Source organism: Rhodococcus sp. LW-XY12 (genome assembly GCF_019317345.1).
GTDB classification, from domain to species: Bacteria; Actinomycetota; Actinomycetes; order Mycobacteriales; family Mycobacteriaceae; genus Rhodococcus; species Rhodococcus pyridinivorans.
Map to the genome: position 1 here is coordinate 1,512,138 of NZ_CP079225.1, position 22,436 is coordinate 1,534,573.

At 65.7% G+C, this 22,436-nt stretch carries 15 protein-coding genes and 1 pseudogene; 5 read left to right on the forward strand and 11 right to left on the reverse strand.

All coding sequences use genetic code 11. The annotated features are described in order from the left end of the window. Positions 1-24: 24 nt before the first annotated feature. On the reverse strand, positions 25-1,266 hold the full coding sequence (locus tag KXC42_RS07115; RefSeq protein ID WP_219130088.1) for an IS110 family transposase: 1,242 nt from the start codon (positions 1,264-1,266) through the stop codon (positions 25-27). Positions 1,267-1,659: 393 nt separating this feature from the next. Next, positions 1,660-2,933 (reverse strand): IS3 family transposase gene (locus KXC42_RS07120; RefSeq protein WP_156354424.1). Its coding sequence is split into 2 segments (ribosomal slippage): positions 1,660-2,654 and positions 2,654-2,933, totalling 1,275 coding nucleotides; the frame shifts between segments, so codons are not numbered across the junction. Between the two features lie 60 nt (positions 2,934-2,993). On the opposite strand from KXC42_RS07120, the pseudogene KXC42_RS07125 reads away from it, so the two are divergent. After that, positions 2,994-4,362: pseudogene (locus tag KXC42_RS07125) on the forward strand (ISL3 family transposase). A 158-nt stretch (positions 4,363-4,520) separates the two neighbouring features. Here KXC42_RS07125 and KXC42_RS07130 read toward each other — a convergent pair. From KXC42_RS07130 to KXC42_RS07155, 6 genes are all read right to left on the reverse strand, one after another. Further along, entirely contained in the window at positions 4,521-5,108 is a 588-nt protein-coding gene (locus KXC42_RS07130) for a DUF3558 domain-containing protein (protein ID WP_071934632.1), read from the reverse strand. Between the two features lie 85 nt (positions 5,109-5,193). Next, positions 5,194-5,490, reverse strand: coding sequence for a hypothetical protein (locus KXC42_RS07135; protein ID WP_257606050.1), 297 nt, complete (start codon positions 5,488-5,490; stop codon positions 5,194-5,196). Between the two features lie 81 nt (positions 5,491-5,571). After that, the gene (locus tag KXC42_RS07140) at positions 5,572-6,156 is read right to left on the reverse strand and encodes a DUF3558 domain-containing protein (protein WP_219130091.1); all 585 of its coding nucleotides are present in this window, start codon (positions 6,154-6,156) and stop codon (positions 5,572-5,574) included. Between the two features lie 85 nt (positions 6,157-6,241). Continuing rightward, positions 6,242-6,601: a hypothetical protein gene (locus KXC42_RS07145; protein WP_219130092.1), complete on the reverse strand. Its 360-nt coding sequence runs from the start codon at positions 6,599-6,601 to the stop codon at positions 6,242-6,244. A gap of 11 nt (positions 6,602-6,612) precedes the next feature. Continuing rightward, positions 6,613-7,200, reverse strand: coding sequence for a DUF3558 domain-containing protein (locus KXC42_RS07150; RefSeq protein WP_071934633.1), 588 nt, complete (start codon positions 7,198-7,200; stop codon positions 6,613-6,615). A 136-nt stretch (positions 7,201-7,336) separates the two neighbouring features. Continuing rightward, positions 7,337-8,176 (reverse strand): formate/nitrite transporter family protein, encoded by an 840-nt coding sequence (locus KXC42_RS07155; protein ID WP_033098790.1) that lies wholly within the window; start codon positions 8,174-8,176, stop codon positions 7,337-7,339. A gap of 305 nt (positions 8,177-8,481) precedes the next feature. Here KXC42_RS07155 and KXC42_RS07160 point away from each other — a divergent pair, with 305 nt between their 5' ends. Then, positions 8,482-11,280: an aconitate hydratase gene (locus KXC42_RS07160; RefSeq protein ID WP_219130093.1), complete on the forward strand. Its 2,799-nt coding sequence runs from the start codon at positions 8,482-8,484 to the stop codon at positions 11,278-11,280. 24 nt (positions 11,281-11,304) lie between these two features. Here the strand turns inward: KXC42_RS07160 and KXC42_RS07165 are convergent, their stop codons facing one another. Then, complete coding sequence (locus KXC42_RS07165) at positions 11,305-12,216, reverse strand: LysR family transcriptional regulator (protein WP_024103548.1); 912 nt, start codon at positions 12,214-12,216, stop codon at positions 11,305-11,307. A gap of 175 nt (positions 12,217-12,391) precedes the next feature. Here KXC42_RS07165 and KXC42_RS07170 point away from each other — a divergent pair, with 175 nt between their 5' ends. Further along, on the forward strand, positions 12,392-13,597 hold the full coding sequence (locus KXC42_RS07170; protein ID WP_219130094.1) for a glutamate dehydrogenase: 1,206 nt from the start codon (positions 12,392-12,394) through the stop codon (positions 13,595-13,597). Positions 13,598-13,816: 219 nt separating this feature from the next. Further along, positions 13,817-18,160, forward strand: a complete 4,344-nt coding sequence (locus tag KXC42_RS07175; protein ID WP_257606051.1) for an AAA domain-containing protein — start codon at positions 13,817-13,819, stop codon at positions 18,158-18,160. A gap of 90 nt (positions 18,161-18,250) precedes the next feature. On the opposite strand, the gene KXC42_RS07180 is transcribed toward KXC42_RS07175, so the two are convergent. Both KXC42_RS07180 and KXC42_RS07185 read right to left on the reverse strand, forming a co-directional pair. Next, complete coding sequence (locus tag KXC42_RS07180; protein WP_219130095.1) at positions 18,251-19,240, reverse strand: linear amide C-N hydrolase; 990 nt, start codon at positions 19,238-19,240, stop codon at positions 18,251-18,253. A gap of 179 nt (positions 19,241-19,419) precedes the next feature. After that, positions 19,420-21,156: an alpha/beta-hydrolase family protein gene (locus KXC42_RS07185; RefSeq protein WP_219130096.1), complete on the reverse strand. Its 1,737-nt coding sequence runs from the start codon at positions 21,154-21,156 to the stop codon at positions 19,420-19,422. Between the two features lie 169 nt (positions 21,157-21,325). On the opposite strand from KXC42_RS07185, the gene KXC42_RS07190 reads away from it, so the two are divergent. Further along, positions 21,326-22,432: an IS630 family transposase gene (locus KXC42_RS07190; RefSeq protein WP_232238024.1), complete on the forward strand. Its 1,107-nt coding sequence runs from the start codon at positions 21,326-21,328 to the stop codon at positions 22,430-22,432. Positions 22,433-22,436 lie beyond the last annotated feature (4 nt).

Genomic DNA, 22,436 nt, shown 5'->3' on the forward strand with positions numbered 1-22,436 from the left:
CAGACATCCCATGACGTATCTGTGTCAAGCCGCGGCTTGTGGGGGAACTTGGGGCCAGGCGGTGCTCTCGTCGTAAACCGTGCCGGTCTTCAGACATCCATGGAGAATCCCGACGAGCCGGTTACCGAGCTGACGCAGCGCGGCATGATGGCCGACCTCCCGGGCCCACAGCGCGTCGTAATAGGCGCGAGCGCCCGGTGAGGTATTCATCGAGCAGAACGCCCACTGATGACACGCATCGGCCAGGTGCTTGTTGCGGGCGTAGCGCGCCGACACCGTCTTCCTCTTGCCCGATGCTCGGGTGATCGGGGAGGTCCCGGCGTAGTTCTTGCGGGCTTTGGCATTGCGGTATCGGTGCGGATCGTCGCCGAATTCTGCCAGCACCCGGGCGCCCAGCACATCCCCCAGTCCGGGACAGCTACGGACGATCGCAGCGGCCGGGTGCCCACGAAAACTGCGCTTCACCTCCTGCTCGAGCTCGTCGATCTGCTCGGCCAGATGCGCGAGCATGCGCGCTTGCCCGGCCACGACGACCGCGTAGGCATGTTCGATCGCAGCCGGTTGCCGCAGCGCTGGCGCCCGCAGCGCATCGCGGATGCGGGTGGCCGTGGCGGTGCGGTCCCCGCGCCGATGCGCCCGGGCCAGTTCCACGGTGATCTGCCCGGTGGTCAGTCGGGCTGCGCGATCCGGATCGGGGGCTTTGCGCAGCAATGCCAGGGTGTCCGGGGCCGCGAGGTTGTCGAACGCGGTCAATGCGGCCGGGAAGTACTCGCGGAGCGCCGACCGCATCCGCTGCAGGTGCCGGGTCCGGTCCCAGATCAGGCCTTGGTGGGCCCGGGCAAGCAGTTTCAGGGCTTCGACCTGCGGGGAATCCCCGGCGATCTGACGGTGATGGCCGCGGTCCAGCCGGACGATCTCGGCGAGAACGTGAGCGTCGCCGGCGTCGGATTTGGCTCCCGAGGTGCCGTGCCGTTCCCGATATCGTGCCGCCGACATCGGGTTGATCGCATACACCTGATAGCCACAGGCCAGCAGCGCCGACACCCACACCCCACGATCGGTTTCGATCCCGACCACGACCGCACTCTCGGGGAGGTCACTGCTGCCGGTGCTGTCAGGATCGAGATGTTCGGCCACCACCTCGTGCAATCGGGCCAGCCCCTCGACGCCCTCGGGCAGCCGTATCCGCGCCAACCGGCGGCCGACGTCGTCTTCGACCTCGATGTCGTGATGGCCTTCCGCCCAGTCATCGCCGATGAACAACATGGAGTGACCCTCCGAACAGGCTGCTATCCACTATTTTTCGGTCCGGTAGCGGAGGAAAGCCGTCGGCGACCTAATGGCTCGACTCGAGTACTCACCGACCCGCACGGCATCGGGGTACGTCATCCCATCAGCGATCACCGCTTCCCTCACGACCGGCGGGTACACGGTCTGAGTTCAAGCATCAGCCCGACTGCTCGGGGACGGGGCCACGCCTGGTCTTGAGAGTGTTATCCCACCGGTCGCCACCGACACCGAACCTTGCCACAGTCGTGGGGGTCGGTAGCTCCCATTAGGGGCTCTTCGCACTTGGTAGGGGCGGGTGCCGATCGACCCCATTGCCGTGTCGGTGATTGAAAAAGGGCCCGCTGATCCCTCCCGGCGTTTCCGGAGAGCTCATGGTGTGAGCGCTTCCTCCGGATTGAGGGTGCGCATGCGATCGTAGTGGAGTTGCTCTGCCCGGTCGGGGGTGAGGTCGTGGCAGTAGCTGTGTGGTCGTTCTCGGTTGTAGAACGCCACCCATTCGGCGGTGCCCAGCGACAACTCAGTGGCTCCATGGAACAGGGGCTGGTTGTCGACCAGTTCGTTCTTGTAGTCCGAGTTCACCGATTCGGCCAGGGCATTGTCGAAACTGTCCCCGACGGTGCCGATAGAGGCCGCGATCCCTTCCTCGGCCAATCGCTGCCCGAACACGATGGCAGTATACTGCGATCCGGCGTCGCTATGATGGACGAGTTTGCTCAAATCGACTACCCCGCAACGTTTTCTGTTGTCGATCGCATTGTTGATCGCATCGGTCACCAAGTTCACCGTCATCTCCGTGGCCACCTTCCAGCCGACGATCTTGCGGGCGAACACGTCAGTCACGAAGGCTGTGTACGCCCAACCGGATTCGGTGCGGCAGTAGGTGAAATCGGCCACCCACAGGCGGTTGGGTGCCGCGGCATAAAACTGCCGGTCGACCAGATCCGTCGGCCGCTTGGCCGCCGCGTCAGGGATGGTCGTGCGCACCCGTTTCTTCTTGATCGCGCCGTGCCATCCCATCTCCCGCATGACCCGTTCAACCGTGCAACGGGCGACATCTAATCCGTTGCTGCGCAGCATTATCCATGTCTTTCGTGAGCCCAGAACGCGGGTCAGGGGTTTGTTCTTGCGGAGCATGAAGATCGCATCGATGACCTGCGCGTCAGCGAGCATACGGGCGCTCGGCCCGCGGTTGATGTGGTCGTAGTATGTGGACGGGGCGATGCGCCAGCCGTGCTCAGAGAGCACGGCGCACATCGAATCGACACCCCAGATAAGACCATCCGCACCCACCCGATGTCCCTGGTGGGTGCGGATGAAGTCCACAATTACCGGTGTGGCCGGTCGATTTCGGCCGCGAAGAAAACCGACGCCGCTTTCAGGATGCCGTTGGCCCGTTTGAGTTCGGCGACCTCCTGTTTGAGCCTGCGGATCTCCTCGTTGTCGGCCCTCGAGGCGCCTTCCGCATCAGCGGCCGGGGCCTTACGAACCCACTGACGGACAGTCTCCGCCGAGGTCACCCCCAACAGATCTGCGGTCTTGCGCATCGCCGGCCACTCCGCCGACCCGTGGGCCACCAACTGGGCCACCATGTCCACGGCGTCTCGCTTCAACTCAGCCGAGTACCGCTTCGATCCTGCTGCCATAGGTTTCATCCTCCCTTGAGAGGAGCCCTCCGGAAATCCCGGGAGGGATCACGCGCCCTTGTGAGCTGGGTGTTCTCAGGCATCCAGGACAGCAAGGAACGCGGGCATGCACCACGGTAGTTCATTGCTGCTCGATCTCGACGGCGTCATCGTCGAATCGGTGCAGCGCACGGTCGAGGGCAGCCGGATCGTGCAGATCGCGACGGCACCCGAATGGGTCGGGGTCTGCCCGCAGTGCGGGCAGAAGTCCACGCGTTCGAAGGGTTGGGTCACCACCAGACCGCGGGACGTGCAGGTCGGACCCGACCGTCCACTGCTGGTGTGGCGGAAACGGAAATGGTTGTGCACCAATACCTCCTGTGACCGTAAGGTGTTCACCGAGTCGACGCCGGGGGTGCCGCCCCGGGCGCGGGTCACGCCCCGAGCGAAGGCGCTGCTGGTCGAGGCGGTCCTCGACGGGGACCGGTCGGTGTCCGCGGTCGCGGGCGACTACGGGTGCGCCTGGCACACCGTCCACGGCCACCTCGTCGTGGTCGCCGACGCCGCCCTTGGCGACGAACCCGAACCGGTGGTCGTCCTCGGGATCGATGAGACCCGACGCGGGAAGGCGAAATGGGAAACTTGCCCCGAGACCGGGGAACGGAGATGGGTGGACCGGTGGGACACCGGACTGGTCGACCTGACCGGCGATCAAGGGTTGCTGGCGCAGGTCAACGGACGCACCTCCGCGGTGGTGATCGACTGGTTCGACGCCCGCGACGAGACGTGGAAGGCACAGATCACCCATGTCGCGATCGACATGTCGTCGGTGTACGCAAAGGCGGCGCGCGAGGCAGTGCCGCACGCACAACTGGTGGTGGACCGGTTCCACCTGGTCAAGAAGGCCAACGAGATGGTCGATACCGTCCGGCGCAGGGTCACCCAGGCCGAGCGGGGTCGGCGCGGCCGCAAGAGCGATGTCGAATGGATCAATCGACGACGGTTGTTGCGGGCCGCGGAGCGCCTAACCGATGAGCAACGATCGGCCCTGTTCGAGAAGCTGACCGCCGCGGATCCGCACGGGGACATCGCTGCGGCATGGATAGCGAAGGAACTGCTGCGCGATGTGTTGCGCTGCACCGATCGTGGTGGCCTTCGCCATGAGATCCGGGACAGACTGTATCGGTTCTACACGTTCTGCGCGGCATGCCGTGTCCCGGAGATCGGCAAGCTGGCGACGACCATCTCGGCGTGGCAAGAACCGATGATCCTGGCGATCACCACCGGCCTGTCGAATGCGCGCAGTGAAGGCTACAACCGGATCGTCAAGCACGTCGGCCGCATCGCGTTCGGGTTCCGTACCCCGGAGAACCAACGCCGCCGGGTACGGTGGGCCTGCACTCGACGGTCACGTCGGGTCGCATCCAGCCGGCGCCAATGCCACTGCTAACTGCGAAGAGCCCCATTAGGTCAGGGAGCTTCGCTGCGGTCGTTTGGGCGTCCTCGAACTCCCGAAGCATCACCTCGCAGATACGGACAATTTCGTCGACGACATGCGGTTCGAGCCTGGCGAAGTCACTCATCGAGGGTCCTTCGAATAGTTGTGGTTCACGTGGGGAGGAAAGGCTCAATCGAGTTGGCAAGCTCCTCCAATCCTGTGCACCATTCCTCGATCGGAGCAGATCCTGGGTAGTCCGTGTGGTATATCCGGGTGAGCATGAGGAGACCGAAGCCAGTTTCTACGACGTATTTACAGGTGTCATTCCGATTTGGATCGACTTCGAGGAGGGCGCGTCGGCCATTGATGGAAACTGCTGTAGCGATGTGCGCGTTGTTGCTGTGTTCTTCATCGAGTGTCACGTTTCCAGCAAGAATGTTGAGACCATATCCGCGTCTGGTACCAGGAATTTTGTTGTCATCGCGATATGTGCATCCTAGGAACGTATAAGTCCCCATCGGCATGTCCGCGACTTCCTTCTTCGCCGCGTCGTACCCGGCTGCGTTCATGACGTCGTCGGGGATGTCGTAGCAGGGGTCGAAGGTGACGGGCGGACGGCCGGAGTCGTCGGTGATGCGTGGGGTGCGGGTCGTCGACGTCGTCGTCTCGTCTCCAGCGGCCTCGTCCGCGGCGCTCGGACTGCACGCCGTCACCACTGCCGCGACTGCTGCGAGCGCGACTGTTCCCCACCTACCCATGCGGCCCCCCGATCGATTTGTCGGCAGACGCTAACACAACGGTTCCACCGAGCACGCGGGCGCGCGAAATGGTCGTCGGCGCGCGTTATTGCGCGCTCTGATGACCGTTTCCCGCTTCGCTGTCGGGGTCGGTGATGGCGAGTTGGCGCGCCCAGTCGGATTCGATGTCGAGGAACGCTTCTCCGCCGGTTGCGAAGGCGTCGCGGAGTTTGAGGAGGGCGAGAGTGAACTGCTCGATGCGTTCGACTGCGGATTCCGGTGTGCCGGACGCTTTGCGTCTGTAACCAGCCGCGAGCTGTTGCGCTGACGCGAAGTCCCCGAACCCCTCGACGTTGAGCAGCCTACGCGCTGTCTCCTGCGACTCGTCGAATTCATCGAGCATGACTTTGCATATCCTGAGAATCTCGTCCAAGACGTGCGGCTCGAGTCGGGCGAAGCCGGGTGGCATAGCACTCCTTGCAGGTCAGCTGAGAAAGGGTTCGATCGACGCGACGAGTTCCTCAAACCCGTCACACCACACCTCGATGGGCGGACGAGTTACGGAGTCCGAATGGTAGAGCCTGTCGAGAATAACGATTCCGAAGTTTGTTTCCAGGACATACGTGCAGGCGAGTGACGCCGACGGGTCGACTCGTAGGAGTGCAGCCCGGCCATTGATCGATGCCGGTTCGGAAATGTGCCCGTTCTTCTGAGCTTCTTCTTCGAGGGTGACGTTCCCCGCCAAGATGTTGAGCCCGAATCCCCGACTGACGCCAGGGAGGTAGTCGTCGTTCTTGTACAGGCAGCCGAGGAAGGTGTACGTCCCCATCGGCATGTCCGCGACTTCCTTCTTCGCCGCGTCGTACCCGGCCGCGTTCATGACGTCGTCGGGGATGTCGTGGCAGGGGTCGAAGGTGACGGGCGGTCGGCCGGAGTCGTCGGTGATGCGCGGGGTGCGGGTGGTCGACGTCGTCGTCTCGTCTCCAGCGGCCTCGTCCGCGGCGCTCGGACTGCACGCCGTCACCACTGCCGCGACTGCTGCGAGCGCGACTGTTCCCCACCTACCCATGCGGCCCCCCGATCGATTTGTCGGCAGACGCTAACACAACGGTTCCACCGAGCACGCGGGCGCGCGAAATGGTCGTCGGCGCGCGTTATTGCGCGCTCTGATGACCGTTTCCCGCTTCGCTGTCGGGGTCGGTGATGGCGAGTTGGCGCGCCCAGTCGGATTCGATGTCGAGGAACGCTTCTCCGCCGGTTGCGAAGGCGTCGCGGAGTTTGAGGAGGGCATCGATGAACTGCTCAACGCGCTCCTTCGCAGATTCCGGTGTTCCAGCAGCCTTCCGTCGGTAACCAGCGGCGAGCTGCTGTGCTGAATCGAAGTCGCCAAAACCTTCTGTCCTAGTGAGCCATTCGGCGGTTGTTCGCGCATCTTCGAACTCCGTGAGCATTGTGTTGCATATCCTCACGATCTCGTCGATGACGCTGGGTTCGAGCCTGGTCGAGTTCGACATGACCACCCTCTTCAGTTCGCGATATACGGTTCGATCGAGCCGACGAATTCCTCCATACCCGCGCACCATTCACCCTGGGGCGCCGGTCCTGGATGATCGGTGTTGTACAACCTCGTGACGAAAACGACGCCGAAATCTGTCTGTAGCACGTATGTGCATGCATCCCGGTTGTTGGGATCCAGCTCGAGTAGCGCGGGTCGGCCATTGATCGTCGCGGGGGCCGCTACATGTCCGTTCTTCTTCAACTCCTCGTCGAGGCTGACATTCCCCGACAAGATGTTCAGGCTGTACCCTCGCCTGACTCCGGGGACAAGATCTTCCTTCTTGTATGTGCATCCGAGGAATGTGTACGTCCCCATCGGCATGTCCGCGACTTCCTTCTTCGCCGCGTCGTACCCGGCCGCGTTCATAACGTCGTCGGGGATGTCGTGGCAGGGGTCGAAGGTGACGGGCGGTCGGCCGGAGTCGTCCGTGATGCGTGGGGTGCGGGTCGTCGACGTAGTTGTCTCGTCTCCTGTGACGTCGCCCGCGACACTCGGGCTGCATGCCGTCAGCATTGCCATTGCTGTTGCGAGCGCGACGATTCCCCACCTACCCATGCGACCCCCCGATCGATAGTCGCGCAGACGCTAGCACACCGACGCGGGTCGATGCTCGACGCGCCGAATGGTCATCGGTGCGCGCTATTGCGAGCACCGATGACCATGTCGTTTGCTGCTGTCCGGATCTCAGGGGTCAGGACGAAGACACGGGTACCGTCGGCTCCACGACCTGCCTCTTCGGCTGCGTGCGCACGTGCGTCGTGTACAGGGCCAATCCCACGAAGACGATGCCACCCACCATGTTGCCGAGGACCGTCGGAATCTCGTTCCACACCAGATAGTCGCCGATCGAGAAGTCTCCTCCGAGAAGCAAACCGGACGGGAACAGGAACATGTTGACCACCGAGTGTTCGAAACCCATGTAGAAGAACAGCAGTACCGGCATCCACATCACGATCACCTTGCCGGGGACGCTCTTGGACATCATCGCGGCCACCACGCCGGTGGACACCATCCAGTTGCACAGGACGCCACGAAGGAACAGCGTCATCATTCCGGCGGCGCCGTGCTCGGCGTAGCCGAGTGTGCGGGCCTCACCGATCTCACCGAGGCGTTCACCGACAGCGTCCGGTGGAATCGAGTACCCGTAGGTGAGGACGAAGGTGATGAACACGGCGACGGTGAATGCGCCGAGGAAGTTCCCGACGAAGACCAGGCCCCAGTTGCGCAGCATCGCGCCGATCGTCACACCGGGGCGCTTGTCCAGATAGGCGATCGGAACCATCGTGAAGACGCCTGTGAGCAGGTCGAACCCCAGAAGGTAGAGCAGGCAGAACCCGACGGGGAAGAGCAGGGCACCGAGGAGGGCGTTGCCCGTCTGTACGGTGATCGTGATCGCGAACGCGGCCCCCAGGGCGAGGATCGCGCCTGCCATGTACGCGCGGATGAGCGTATCGCGCGTCGACATGAGGACCTTGCTCTGACCGGCATCGACCATCGCGCGGGCCAATTCGGCGGGTGGAACGTAGGACACGGCTACCTCCTGGTGCGAACAGTGCGCGGACCAGTGTCGGGACGGTGCATGTCCCAGGGGTTGCCTCACCGTAAGGCCGCGTTGCGTTCTGCTCGCGTCACGCGCCTGTCGGCTGTGAGGATCCTGTCGGACTCCCGGCTCGAGGGCGTCGCGACCGTCGGACGAGGTCGACCGCGCGCTCGCCCTACGCCCACGACGGTTCCGTCGTGGTGTCGAGACGACGGTCCGGGTGGTGATTGCGACGCGGCGGAACGGGCTACCCATCCGGGTAACCACCGGAAACATCGCAGTCGGGAGGCACGTTCATGAGTGACGACAGTTTCGGCGCACGCGACACCCTGAAGGTCGACGACACCGACTATCGGATCTATCGCATCGACAAGGTCCAGGGTTCGGAGCGACTGCCCTACAGCCTCAAGGTCCTGCTGGAGAACCTGTTGCGCACCGAGGACGGGCGGCTCGTCACCCGGGAGCAGATCGAGGCCGTCGCGGGTTGGGATCCGAAGTCGACGCACAACCCGGAGATCCAGTTCTCCCCGGCACGCGTTCTCATGCAGGACTTCACCGGCGTGCCGTGCGTCGTGGACCTCGTCGCCATGCGCGACGCCATGACCCAGCAGGGTGGCGACCCGAAGCGCATCAACCCGCTGATCCCCACCGAACTGGTCATCGACCACTCGGTGATCGCCGACGTCTTCGGCACCGAGGACGCCTTTCGGATCAACACCGACCTCGAGTTCCAGCGCAACCGAGAGCGCTACGAGCTGCTGCGCTGGGCGCAGGCAGCGTTCGACGACTTCAAGGTGGTCCCGCCCGGCACCGGCATCTGCCATCAGGTGAACCTCGAGTACCTGGCCCGCGTCGTCTTCACGCGGGAGGACGAGGACGGCGGGCTCGTCGCCTATCCCGACTCGCTCGTCGGCACCGACTCGCACACCCCCATGATCAACGGCCTCGGTGTCGTCGGCTGGGGGGTCGGCGGCATCGAAGCCGAGGCGGCGATGCTGGGCCAGCCGGCGTCGATGTTGATCCCGCAGGTCGTCGGCTTCAAGCTCACCGGCGAACTGCAGGAGGGCACCACGGCGACCGACCTCGTGCTCACCGTCGCCGAGATGCTCCGCAAGACAGGCGTGGTCGGCAAGTTCGTCGAGTTCTTCGGTCCCGGTGTCGCCAACGTGCCGCTCGCCAACCGCGCGACCATCGGCAACATGAGCCCCGAGTACGGCTCGACGATCTCGATCTTCCCGATCGACGACGCGACCCTCGACTACCTGCGTCTCACCGGTCGCGACGAGGGGCAGATCCGCCTCGTCGAGGCGTATGCGAAAGAACAGGGTCTGTGGCACGACCCCGATCGCGAACCCGACTACAGCGAGGTCGTCGAACTGGATCTGTCGAAGGTGCGACCGTCCGTCGCCGGCCCGAAGCGACCGCAGGACCGCATCCCCGTCGCCCTCGCGCCGAAGGCCGTGACCTCGCTGCTCAACGGTGAGGAAGTGCCCGACGTCGTCTCCCGCGTCCAGGACTCGGGTGTCGACGAGGGCGTGCTCGAATCATTCCCTGCCAGCGACCCGGTGTCGGTGCGCAGCGAGGACTCCCGCGACGAGCCGCGCGACCCGGTGCCCGACGACGCCGACACCTCGGCGCCGCCGTCGAAGAAGGTCCCGGTGCGGGTCGGGGACGGCGACGAGTTCGAACTCGACAACGGACATGTGGTGATCGCGGCGATCACATCGTGCACGAACACGTCGAACCCGTCGGTGATGATCGGTGCGGCGCTGCTCGCCAAGAAGGCCGTGGAAAAGGGGCTGCGGAGCAAGCCGTGGGTGAAGACCACGCTGGCTCCGGGGTCGCGGATCGTCACCGACTACTACGAACGTTCGGGTCTGACGCCCTATCTCGACAAGCTCGGCTTCAACCTCGTCGGTTACGGCTGCACGACCTGCATCGGCAATTCCGGCCCGCTTCCCGACGAGATCGCGGCCGCGATCGACGAGCACGACGTCAACGTCTCGGCCGTGCTGTCGGGCAACCGCAACTTCGAGGGACGCATCCATCCGCAGACGAAGATGAATTTCCTCGCGTCGCCGCCGCTGGTGATCGCGTATGCGCTGGCCGGCTCGATGCTCGTCGACCTCTTCAAGGACCCGCTCGGCACCGACAGCGAGGGCAACGAGGTCTACCTGCGCGACATCTGGCCCACGACGCAGGAGATCCAGGAGGTCATCGACGACGCGGTGCGCGCGGAGATGTTCGAGACCGGCTACCAGGACGTCTACACCGGTGACGAGACGTGGCGGAACCTCGACGTGCCCGACAGCGAGGTGTTCGAATGGAAGGACGAGTCGACGTACGTGCGACGTCCTCCCTACTTCGAGGACATGTCGTCGGAACCCGAGCCGCTGCGCGACATCGAGGGCGCGCGGGTACTCGCGCTGCTCGGCGACTCCGTGACCACCGACCACATCTCGCCGGCCGGTGCGATCCGACGCGACAGCCCCGCGGGTCGCTACCTGCAGGAGCACGGCGTCGAGCAGGCCGACTTCAACTCCTACGGGTCGCGACGCGGCAACCACGAGGTGATGATCCGCGGCACCTTCGCCAACATCCGACTGCGTAACCAACTGGTGCCGGACGTCGAGGGTGGCGTCACCCGCTATCTGCCGACCGACGAGCAGATGAGTATCTACGACGCCGCGCAGAAGTACGCGGAGGACGGCACACCGCTGGTCGTGCTCGCGGGCGCGGAGTACGGGTCGGGCTCGTCGCGTGACTGGGCGGCCAAGGGCACGTTGCTGTTGGGGGTGCGCGCGGTGATCGCGCAGTCGTACGAGCGCATCCACCGCTCCAACCTCATCGGTATGGGCGTGCTGCCGTTGCAGTTCCCGGAGGGCGAGTCGGCGCAGAGCCTCGGCCTGACGGGGGAGGAGGAATTCACCATCACCGGTCTGGCGGACGGCGACGAGATCCCCGAGACCGTGCACGTGAAGGCGGGGGACACGGAGTTCGACGCGACGGTGCGCATCGACACCCCCGCCGAGGCCGAGTACTTCCAGCACGGCGGAATCCTGAAGTACGTGCTGCGTAAGCAGCTCGCGCAGTAGGCAGCGACAGACGGGGGCTCGTGGCTACTGCGCCGCGAGCCCCCGTTCCGCTGCGGCGGTGCGCACCGCGTCGATCACGAGGCGCAGCGGCGGCCGTTCCGACGCGACCCCGCGATGCGCGATGGAGATCGTGCGCACGAGCGGTTCGGTCAGCGCCACCACCTCGACCCCGGGTGAGCTCAACGTCAGCCCGAGATCGGAGACGAGCGTGACACCCAGCCCCGCGGCGACCATCGCCAGCGCCGTCGCCTGCTCACCGACCTCGTGGTTGATCCTCGGCTCGAACCCCGCACGTTGACACGCGAGGCTCACCGCGCGGCCGAAGTGCGAGTTCGGGCCGGCCAATACCCACGGATGCTCGGCGAGGTCGGCGAGTGCGATGGTGCCCGCCGGCACCGTCCCGGGCGGCACCGCGGCGTGCAGTCGCTCGACCGCGATCACCACCTTGGTCAGCTCCGGATCCCACAACATCGGGTAGCCGGAGTATTCGATGACGAACGAGAAGTCCAGCGATCCGTCACGGACGGCGCCGGCGGTCTCCTCGGGGGCGAGCTCTCGCGTGCGGACCTCGATGCCGGGATGCTCGGTGGCCAGCAATGCCAGCGCGCTGGGGATCAGAGTGGATGCGACGGAGGCCCATACCCCGGCGGTCAGGCGCGCGGTGACCCCGTCGCGGGTCTGTTCGAGCGCGGTCGTCGCGCGCTCCACCGACTGCAGGATCTCCTCGGCGTGTTCGGCGAGCAGCACGCCCGCCTCCGTCAACTGGACCCGACGTCCCCTTCGCTCGAAAAGCGTTGCGCCGACGTCCCGTTCGAGTTGGGTGAGCTGTTGCGAGACAGCCGAGGTGGTGTAATGCAGGGCGAGTGCGGCGGCCGTGACGGTGCCTCGGCGATGCAGTTCTCGAAGCATCCGTAACCGGCGCAGGGACAACTCCATGCCGTCAGCGTAGGGCGCGCCCGGGGACCTGCAACCGCTGTGAGCTCGCGTTGTGTAGAAATCGTGAACTCCGACCTTCGAGTTTCGTAACTGGACGCCCCGCGCCGCCCCCGGGCACGCTGGCGTCACCGGCCGAATCGACGTAGTGACGGCTCTGACGAACGGGGGACCGCATATGACCACCATGGCAACACGCGTCGACGCGGTGGACACCCGCAGGGACGAACCCTTCCTGCGTCTCACCTGGACGGACCCGATGACAGGTGCGCACGGCTATCTCGTCGTCCACACCCTGGTGGGCGATCTGGCGACCGGTGGCACCCGCATGCGGGCCGGGTGCACGATGTCGGAGGTCGAGGACCTGGCGCGCGGCATGGCCGCGAAGACCGCGGTGTTCGACCTGCCGGTGGGCGGCGCGAAGGGCGGGATCGACTTCGACCCGAAGGACCCCCGTGCCGTCGATGTGCTGCAGCGCTTCTGCCAGGCGATGCGTCCCTGGTTGAACGCGCACTGGGTCACCGCCGAGGACCTGGGCGTTCCCCAGCACCTCCTCGACGAGGTCTTCGAGCGGCTGGGACTGCACCAGTCCTTCCACGCCGCGATCAACCGTGCGGCAGACCCGGCGATCACCTTGGAGCGGGTACGCACCTCCCTGAACGCGCCGGTCTACGGCGGCTTCCTGCTGGGTGACGTGATCGGTGGTTACGGCGTCGCGCAGGCCTGCATCGCCACCGCGAACGCATACCGCTGGGCACCGGTCGAGACCACCGTCGCGATCCAGGGAATCGGCACGATGGGTGGCGGCGCCGCCTGGTATCTGCACGAAGCGGGCATGCGCGTGACCGCCGTCGCCGATGCTGCAGGAACACTGTATTGCGCTGACGGACTGGACATCCCGGCACTGCTCGACCTCCGCGACGAGTACGGGGAGATCGACCGTTCCCGCGTCCCGTCGCGCGTCGAGCAACTGCCCCGCGACGCGGTGATCGGCATTCCCGCCGACATCTTCGTCCCCGCCGCCATCTCTTACGCCATCACGGCGGAGAACGTCGGCCGGGTCGCCGGGCGGGTCGTCATCGAGGCCGCGAACTCCGCGACGACGCCCGACGCCGAAGCCGTGCTCACCGGCCGCGGCATCCCGGTGATCCCGGACTTCGTGGCCAACGCCGGCGCGGTCGCGTGGGCATGGTGGGTGCTCCTCGGGTGGGTCGGGACCGATCCGGACGATTCCTTCCAGCGTCTGCGCACCGAGATGCTCACCAAGATCACGCTGCTGGTCGAGCGGTGGGCGCTCGATCGGGTGCCGCCGCGACAGACGGCACGGGAGCTCGGCGCGACCAATCACGGCGTGACGACATCGCGCACGGTCACCATCCCCTGACGCCTCCACACAGCACCGTCGCCGTCGATGCAGCTCAGCGCATCGGCGGCGACGGCGCGTCGAAGTGTCGCGAGCGTCACGTGGGACCGGAAACGGGCATGTCGATCGGTACTTCTAAGGTGGACATGCCCGTATCCGTCGACGGGCGGAAGGACGTCCGCAGGGGTGAGTGGAGTGCGAGTGGAGTCAGGCGAGAGCGAACCCGAATTGAGGGATCGCGTGCAGCGCCTGCTTGCCTTCCTGGCCGAGCTCGTCAAGGCCCGCAGTGCGCCCGTCCGCGTCGTCGACAAACACCGCGCTGTGATGTCCCTCGAGGAGGGAAACATCAGGGCCGGCCTGCGTGCCCACGCCGCGTCGGGCGACATCGTCCTGCGCGCGCGTCGCGCTCAGCTCGAAGAGCCCCCGCGCCCGCCCGCCGAGCTCGCGAAGTACGTGCACGGGGACATCGCGGATTCCGCCGTCGAGCCCGAACTCGACCCCCAGGCCATCGGTATCGACGGTCTCGACGTCTGGCTGACGGACTGGCGGACGTGGGCGGTCGTCGACCGTGAACGGCAGGCCGCCTCCCATCTGTATTCCTTCCTGCAGCGAGCGATGCTCGATCTCGAAGATCAGCCGGAATCGCTGGAGCTCGTCGTCGCGTCGGGTCTGCTGCACCTCTCCGAGGGTGTGGCGGGCGCGCGGGTCCACACGCACCTGATCACCCAAGCCGCGGTCATCGAGCGGCAGGGCGATTCCGGCGACCTGGTGGTGCGGTTGAGTCCCAGCGCCGGGCCGTCGCTCGAGGACGTCCAGCTCCTCACCGGTCTGGAGGTCTTCGACCCGACGAGCGTCCGTGAACTGCACGACGCTCTCGTCACCCAGGTCGCGTCGCCCCTGGATCCCGCGGCCCGCGCGTTCCTGAAGAGCTGGACCGAGCGTGCTCTCACCGTGCCGGTCGACGTCGTCGATCGTGCGGACGAAGCGTCGTCGTCGGATGCGTTCGTGACGCCGTCGCCGGTGCTCGTGCTGCGCAAGCGTGGCGCGCATGCGCTCATCGAGTACTACAGCCGCATGACCGAGGCGGCTGCCGACGAGTCGAATCCGGTGCCGCTCGGGCTGGCGCAGCTCGTCGAAGCGATCGAACCGGCCGACCGGGTCGCGTGGCTCGACCGCATCGGCACGCCGTCGACCGAGTTCACCGGGGAGCAGTTGCTGCCGCTGCCCGCGAACGAGGAACAGCGCGACATCATCGACCGGCTCGCCGGCGACAGCGGTGTCGTGGTCGAGGGTCCGCCGGGTACCGGCAAGACCCACACCATCGCCAACATCGTCGCGGCGCTGCTGGCGCGTGGGCAGCGTGTGCTGGTCACCAGTGAGAAGGCGCAGGCGCTGCGTGTGCTCCGGGAGAAGCTTCCGTCCGAGCTGCAGGAACTGTGCGTGGCCGTCACCGACCCGGTGCACGGCGGCACGGTCGAACTCACTCGCAGTGTCAGCGAAATCGCCATCCGCAAGGCGCAATTCAACGTTCGGCGCGCGCAGGAACGTATCGACGAGCTCACCACGCAACGCAATGACGCACTCGAGCGTCGCGCGACGCTGATGGAACAGATCCGGCAGGCGCGCGCGGAGGAGACCGAGGCCCACGCCGATGTCGCCGCCGGCTACGAGGGGACGGCCGCGTCGATCGTCCGGCGGGTCCGCGCGCACGAATCCAAGTACGCGTGGTTGCCCGCGCCTCTGCTCACCGACACCCCACCGCTGACGGTCGACGAACTCGTCACCCTCCACTCGTTGCACCAGCGGTCGAGCGTCGAGCGCGCGCGCCGTCGCCAGCAGCGCTTCCCCGAACTGTCGCTGCCCACCCAGAGGGAACTGCAGTACGCGTGCGCCGCCGTCTCCCAGGCGTCGAGCGGCACGACCAACGGCGAGACACAGGGGCTGCTGCGGATCCTCGAGGGTGCATCGCTCGAAGCACTCGGCCGCATCCGCGACCTGTGCGAGCAACTGCAGGGTGCCCTCGAGGACGCGGACCGGCTCGACGCCCGAATCCAACGCGTCGCCGACGACGTCCTGTCGGGCCGAGCCCAGCACCTGTGGGGGAAGACCGCCGAGCTCGCCAGGCTCGTGCAGGCCGCGCAGGAGGCCGACCGGATCGTCGGTGCCAGCTCGGTGGACACCTCCGTGACGGGACGTCAGGCCTTCGAGGCGTACGACGCGCTCGCCCGCAAGCTCGAGGCCGGCGACACGTGGCGCAGCGGATTCACCCGGTTCCGGCGCAGCGACGAGCAATCCGCCGTCGAGGCGCTCGGTGAGATCGCGACCGTCGAGGGTGTCGCCGCCACCACCGCCCAGACGGCGCGCATCGTCGCCGAACACCTTCGTGCGCTCGAGGCGATCCGGGTCGCGCGGGTGGTCCTCCGCGACCTCGGTATCGACATCGAACTCGACGAGTCGCGCAGCCGCGCGGTCGGCACCCTCGCGTTCCTCGACCGCGACCGTGCCATCGTCGACAATCTCGTGGCGCGGGTACACGACGTCGAAACGGCACTGCGCGAGGTTCATCCGGGGGCGCCGCGGATCACGAGCATCGAGCAGGCGCGGTCCACCGCCGAGTCGGCACGGACCATCGCCGCCGCGGGCACCGCCGAAGCGAGTAAGAACTGGCTCGAATCCATCGGCATGTACGTGCGGAGTCAGATCTCCGGGGGAGCGTCGCCCGAAGGACGCGCGCTGGCCCGCGCCTTCCACGACGCCGACTTCGACGCCATCAACGCGGCCCTGGATGCGTGGGACCGGGCGGCGGGGGAGCAGCGTGAGGAACTGGAACTCGTCTCCCTCCACGCGCGCCTGACCACCGCAGCACCCGCACTCGCTCAGGCCCTCGCGGAGAATCCGTTGAGCCTGGCCTGGCCGGTTCGTCTCGCCGACATCGACGAGGCGTGGGCGTGGCGACGCGCCGACGAATGGGTGCGACGCTTCCACGAGCGCAGCGACGACGGACAGTTCGAACGCGACCTCGACGCACTCGAGAAGGACATCGCGCGACTCACGACCGAACTCGTCGAGGAGAAGGCATGGAGCGCGTGTCTCGACCGCACCACGGCCGAGCAGGTGCAGGCGCTCCATTCGTACCGCGATCACATCGCGAGCATCGGTAAGGGCACCGGCCGCTACGCGGAGCGCTATCGGGCCGCGGCACGCGAGGCCATGCAGGTCGCGCAGGGGGCGGTGCCGGCCTGGGTGATGCCGCTGCAGCAGGTGCTGGCTTCGATTCCGCCCGAACAGAATTCGTTCGACGTCGTCATCGTCGACGAAGCGAGCCAGACCGACATCAGCAGCCTGTTCTTGCTGTGGCTGGCGCCGCGCGTGATCGTCGTCGGCGACGACAAGCAGTGTGCACCGAGCGCGGTGTCGCTCGGTGCGCTCGACGGGGTGTTCAGCCGCCTCGATTCGTATCTGCCCGACATCCCGAACTACCTGCGCGACAGCTTCACTCCGCGGTCGAGTCTGTTCTCGTTGCTACGGTCGAGGTTCGGCAGCATCGTCCGGTTGCGCGAGCACTTCCGGTCGATGCCGGAGATCATCGCGTGGTCCAGCGACCAGTTCTACGCCGACGACCCGCTGGTCCCCATGCGGCAGTACGGCTCCGATCGTCTGCAGCCGCTACGCACCACGCTCGTCGAGGACGGGGCCGTCACCGGGCAGAACTCGACGCTGACGAACTACGCCGAGGCACATGCCCTGGTCGACACGCTCGTGAAGTGCGTCGAGGACCCGGCCTACGACGGCAAGACCTTCGGTGTCGTGGTGCTGCAGGGGCAGTTGCAGGTCGACATCATCCAGAACGAACTGCTGGACCGCCTCACGCCGGAGCAGTGGGACGAACGCAGGCTCCGCGTCGGCACGCCCCCGGACTTCCAGGGCGACGAGCGGAACGTGGTGTTCTTGTCGATGGTCGTGGCGCCCGAACAGAACATCGCGGCGTTGACCCGGACCGAATACCAGCGACGCTTCAACGTTGCGGCCTCGCGTGCCCAGGACCAGCTGTGGCTGTTCCACTCGAGGACAATCGACACGCTGCGTCGCACCGACCTGCGGTACTCGCTGCTCACCCACATGCGGACGACGTCCCCGCGGCCGGCCGAGCCGATGCCCGACGGCGTGACGCGCGACGAGCGGCACGAAGCGTTCGACAGCCTCTTCCAGCAGGACGTCTTCCTCGACGTCGCCGCTCGCGGCTATCACGTGAACCCGCGGGTCGAGGTGAACGGTCACTTCATCGATCTGGTCGTGACCGGGGCGGCAGGCAAGCTGGCAGTTGCTTGTGACGACGAACAGTGGCACACGAGCCCCGAACGGCAGAGCGCCGATCTGGAGCGGGAGCGCGAACTGCACCGCAGCGGTTGGAAGTTCTGGCGGGTCCGGGAATCGGAGTACTACCTCGACCCGGTCGCGGCCCTGTCAGGACTCTGGGAGGAGCTGGAGCGTCGCGGAATCACGCCGGGCCGGGTGGATGCAACGGTCGTCGACGACACCGTGGATGCGGGTACACGAACGATGACGGGGATCGGCGACTACTGAGACGACTCGGCCGCCCCAGCGTTCGCGGTGGCCATCGGATGGGGAAAGATCCCCGAAGGCAAGGCCTCCGGGGATCTTTCGTGTGCAGATCTATGACGGCATCGCGATGAACGTCAGCGGATCCGACTTCTCGAATCGGCCGCTGACATTGCCCGCGAGGCCACCTTCGAGTGCCGTGTCGCCCAGGAGATCGAGCTTGCCCGCCGGTGCGCCCTCCGAGAGGTCGAGATCGCTCAGGTCGACCCACACGATGTTGGGGCGCGTCGTCGACTCGAACACGTAGCGCTTCTCGGCGAGGTCGGCCACCGTCTGCCAGATCGTCTGCGAGGCATACGGTTTTCCGGATTCGGGCACGCGGAACGGCTGCGCGGCATTGCGGATCACGCTGAGAACGCCCGCGATCGCCTGCACCTGGCTCTGCGGTTCCGGCAGACTGCCGACGTAATGCGCTGCGCGAGCGAACCTGTCGGACGCATTGCCGGTACCGGGAAGTGGTGCGTCACCGCCGAATCCCTTCACCTTCTTCAGCAGTTCCAGCTGTTCACCGTAGGCGGGAGAGTTCGTCATGACGGCGTAGTCGCGGCTGTGCCAGACCGTCGGTGTGCCGTCGAGGTATTCGATGATCGCGGAGTCGCCGGTCGCGTCGTCGAGTGCGAGATGCACGGCGGGTACCTCACCGGTCGCCGGGTCGCCCAGCGGAACGACCTGCACGCCGGTCTTCTCGATCCAGTCGACGGCCTCGGCGACGGTCGCGAAGTTGTCGAGGAAGTACTGCATCCACACCGCGACACTGAGCGCGGGTCGGCTCTTGTCGTGGGTGCCGTAGTCCGATTCGGTGAGCCACAGGATGTGTCCGCCGAGGCCGGCCTCGTTGAGTCCGTCGACGGTCATCATGTCGTAGGCGCCCGCGACCACACTGCCGTACTTCGAGGTCCACGAGAGTTGTCCACCGACACCGTCGTCGCGGGTGATTCCCCGGGGGAGCGCCCACAGATTGGTGGCGGTTTCGCGGTGGTAATCCATGTTGCGTCCCACGAGCACTTGACCGGACGGGCCGTTCCACACAACTCGTGTGCACATATGCGCCACCTTCAGGCGGTAGATCCGTGTCGACGAATTATCTCCTCGTGAATCGACGTACTCCGGTTCGCATTCCTGTGTCGATTCACAAGCGATATCGAGGTTGTATCACGAGGTGGTGCGAGAAATCTGGAGAAAACTCGGTTCGCCGGATTAGGCGGGAGGGTGAATTCTTCTCGTCACCCGTCCGACGACAGTGCGTCGAAGACCGCCTTCACGCGCACCTCGTCCTCGATGCCGAGAATGTCCGCCCAGAAAAATCCCGCCTCGGTCGTGTAGGCGTGGCCGTGCCCGCCGGGGACTTCGGCGGCGAACACCATGTCCAGGGTGACCTGCCAGAACGTCACGAACGGAATCCACGTCATCCCCTTGTCGATGTCGGCGCCCCGTTCCTCGCGCAACCAATCCGGGCGGTGCCGAACAAGCTGGGAGGACCACCACACGATCGGATCGCTGGGATGCTGCCAGTACACGATGCGGGGAGATTCCCAGTCACGGAGGCCGTCGAGATCGGTGAGGTCGTCGCGAGTCGCAGCGAATCGCACGTTCTGGCCACCGTAGATGACCGGAAGAATTTCGCGGCTGCCGGGATCGCGCGAATCGGTGATGCGTCGCCACTGCTCCGTGAAATTCGGTGTGCCCACCCACAGTGCGCCGTCGGTTCGGGTGATCATGTCCTGCACGCCGGCGAAGGCCGATTGACCTCCGTACGAGCCCAGTGATTCGCCGAAAACGAGCAGCTTCGGACGGGTTTCCGGATCGAGAACACTCCACCTCGCGTACACCGCCTCGAACAGCGCGCGACCTGCATTGCGCGGTGACACCCGATCGGCGAGAAAAGCCAAGGGGCTGGCCAGGAACGAATACTGCATGGCCGCGATGGCCGAATCTCCGTCGGAGAGGTATTCCAGTGCGGCGGCGACGTCCTGGTTTACCCAGCCACGACCGGTCGTCGTGGCCACGGCGAGGTACTCGCGGTCGAAGGCACCGGTGCGGTCGAGTTCGGCAACGACATGCGAGGCGAGCACCTCCATCTCGTCGTAGTCCGTGTAACCGTCGAGACTGTCGAGGGAGCGGTACCCGGCGTAGACGCGGATCGGCATCATCGCGGGTTCCCCGGTCACCGCGGTGATCTCCTCCGGAGACGGACCGCCTGCGACGAACGTGCGGCCCTCACGGCCCAGCGAATCCCACGGTTCGAGCGACGCGTCCGACCCGGATCGTTCCGGTGCCTGCGGTTGCTCGACTCCATCGGCGGTGCCTTCGTCGACGGCCATGGCCGAGCCGTTGGCGATACGCGCGATCTGGACCGACAGCAGACCCTCGACCGCCCAGAACACGAGGAGCCCCACCAGCACGACACTCACGATGCGCGCCAGGGGAGCAGGCAACACGCGGACGACGAGCCCGGTGACCCACTGCGCCACGCGCCGCAAACCACGACCGATCACGAGCAGAAGCAGCGCCACGACCACGGCGACGAGCAGCACACCCGGATAGTCCCAGCTGCTGCCGGGTTCCATCTCGACGAGTTCGCGGCTGATGTCCTGCCACCACGAACCGAGGACGAGGAAGGTCGGCACCACGACGACGGCGGCCAGTGCGAGCAGATACCAGCCGACCTTCTTCACGGTCGCCGACCAGTTCGTCTCGAAGCCGCACTTGCGGACGATCCACGCGACGAGCACGCCGATGCCGTAGCCCGTGATGACGCTGATGCCGGTCGCGACACCCTGCAGGTACCAGGGGCGTGGAAGCAGGGACGGCGACAGCGACCAGCAGTAGAACAGCAGCGCGACGGCGAGGCCGACCGGATGGAACCGGCCCAGCCATCGCAGGATCCCGTCCTTCAGCCGAGCCGAGAACGATGGGGATGGCTCAGGAGGTGCGGGCTGTGTATTGAGGGTCGTGGTCATCGGCGGTCGCTTTCGTCGGTACCAGGGCGCAGGAAGGCATGGCGAAGAGACGGAATGCGAAGCCGTAGGGGAGAAGCTAGTGGCTCGTCACGGATTGTTGACCGGGTAATCCGCGGCTGACCGACACGTCCACGGCAGACTGTCTCCGAGTCGAGACAAGGAGGTGGTCGTGGCACGTCAACCCAGCGTGTTCGTCCGATCGTTGACCATGGAGGAAGGGCGACGGCTGCAGAAGATCAGCCGCACCGCCAAGGACCCGATCAAGCTACGACGAGCCATCGTGGTGCTGATGTCCGCCCAAGGCCAGACCGTCAAGGACATCACCTCGTTGATGCAGGTCAGCGACGATTACGTCCGCGATGTCATCCATGCGTTCAACGAGCAGGGATTCGAGGCGTTGCACCCAAAATGGAACGGGGGACGTCCGAAGACGATCGATGAGCAGACTCGCGAGAAGATCTGCTTGATCGCCCGGACGTCCCCCTCCGATTGGAAAATCACCGCGTTCTCCACCTGGAGTCTCACCAAGCTGACCGAGCACCTGATCGCGCAGAAGATCGTGCCGGCCATCAGTCGTGAGACGCTGCGCCGCATCCTGCGCAAGGGCAAGGTCACCTGGCAGTCGACCACGACGTGGAAGGCCTCGACCGACCCGGATTTTTTGTCGAAGATGCACGCGATCCTCAAGCTGTATGACACCCCGCCAGCCGACGGGCGGGTCGTCTGCGTCGACGAATTCGGGCCGCTGAACCTGCAACCCCGTAAAGGGAAATCGTGGCGGCCGGCGACGTCTCCGCTTCGGTTGCGGGCGACGTATCACCGCTACGACGGCGTGATGCACATGCTCGCCGCGCTCGACTTATCCAGCGGCAGAATGTACTACCGAATCAAGCCACGTAAACGCGCCGGCGAGTTCCTCGAGCTGCTCAAGATGTTGCGGGCCAGGTGGCCCGGGGAGAAGTTGTATGTCGTGCTCGACAACTTCTCCCCGCACCGGCACCTGACCGTCCGCCGGTGGGCTGAGGACCATGACGTCGAGTTGGTGTTTTTGCCGACCTACGGGTCGTGGCTCAACTGGATCGAATCCGAATTCGCGGCACTGCGGTACTTCGCCCTCAACGGCACCGATCACCGCAGCCACACCGAGCAGAACACTGCGATCGGGGCGTATATGCGGTGGCGCAATGCCCGTGCCGAACCGAAAACCCGATTCGCTCCCGACTCACCGATCCGGTCGTGGACCGAGTACCCGCATTACCCGGCCAAGGTTGCGTGACGAG

Excerpts from the sequence above, each read along its gene's own strand:
- KXC42_RS07115 (WP_219130088.1), bottom strand. The coding sequence starts at position 1,266 with ATGTTGTTCATCGGCGATGACTGGGCGGAAGGCCATCACGACATCGAG.
- KXC42_RS07130 (WP_071934632.1), bottom strand. The coding sequence starts at position 5,108 with ATGGGTAGGTGGGGAACAGTCGCGCTCGCAGCAGTCGCGGCAGTGGTG.
- KXC42_RS07135 (WP_257606050.1), bottom strand. The coding sequence starts at position 5,490 with ATGCTCGATGAATTCGACGAGTCGCAGGAGACAGCGCGTAGGCTGCTC.
- KXC42_RS07140 (WP_219130091.1), bottom strand. The coding sequence starts at position 6,156 with ATGGGTAGGTGGGGAACAGTCGCGCTCGCAGCAGTCGCGGCAGTGGTG.
- KXC42_RS07145 (WP_219130092.1), bottom strand. The coding sequence starts at position 6,601 with ATGTCGAACTCGACCAGGCTCGAACCCAGCGTCATCGACGAGATCGTG.
- KXC42_RS07150 (WP_071934633.1), bottom strand. The coding sequence starts at position 7,200 with ATGGGTAGGTGGGGAATCGTCGCGCTCGCAACAGCAATGGCAATGCTG.
- KXC42_RS07160 (WP_219130093.1), top strand. The coding sequence starts at position 8,482 with ATGAGTGACGACAGTTTCGGCGCACGCGACACCCTGAAGGTCGACGAC.
- KXC42_RS07165 (WP_024103548.1), bottom strand. The coding sequence starts at position 12,216 with ATGGAGTTGTCCCTGCGCCGGTTACGGATGCTTCGAGAACTGCATCGC.
- KXC42_RS07170 (WP_219130094.1), top strand. The coding sequence starts at position 12,392 with ATGACCACCATGGCAACACGCGTCGACGCGGTGGACACCCGCAGGGAC.
- KXC42_RS07180 (WP_219130095.1), bottom strand. The coding sequence starts at position 19,240 with ATGTGCACACGAGTTGTGTGGAACGGCCCGTCCGGTCAAGTGCTCGTG.
- KXC42_RS07185 (WP_219130096.1), bottom strand. The coding sequence starts at position 21,156 with ATGACCACGACCCTCAATACACAGCCCGCACCTCCTGAGCCATCCCCA.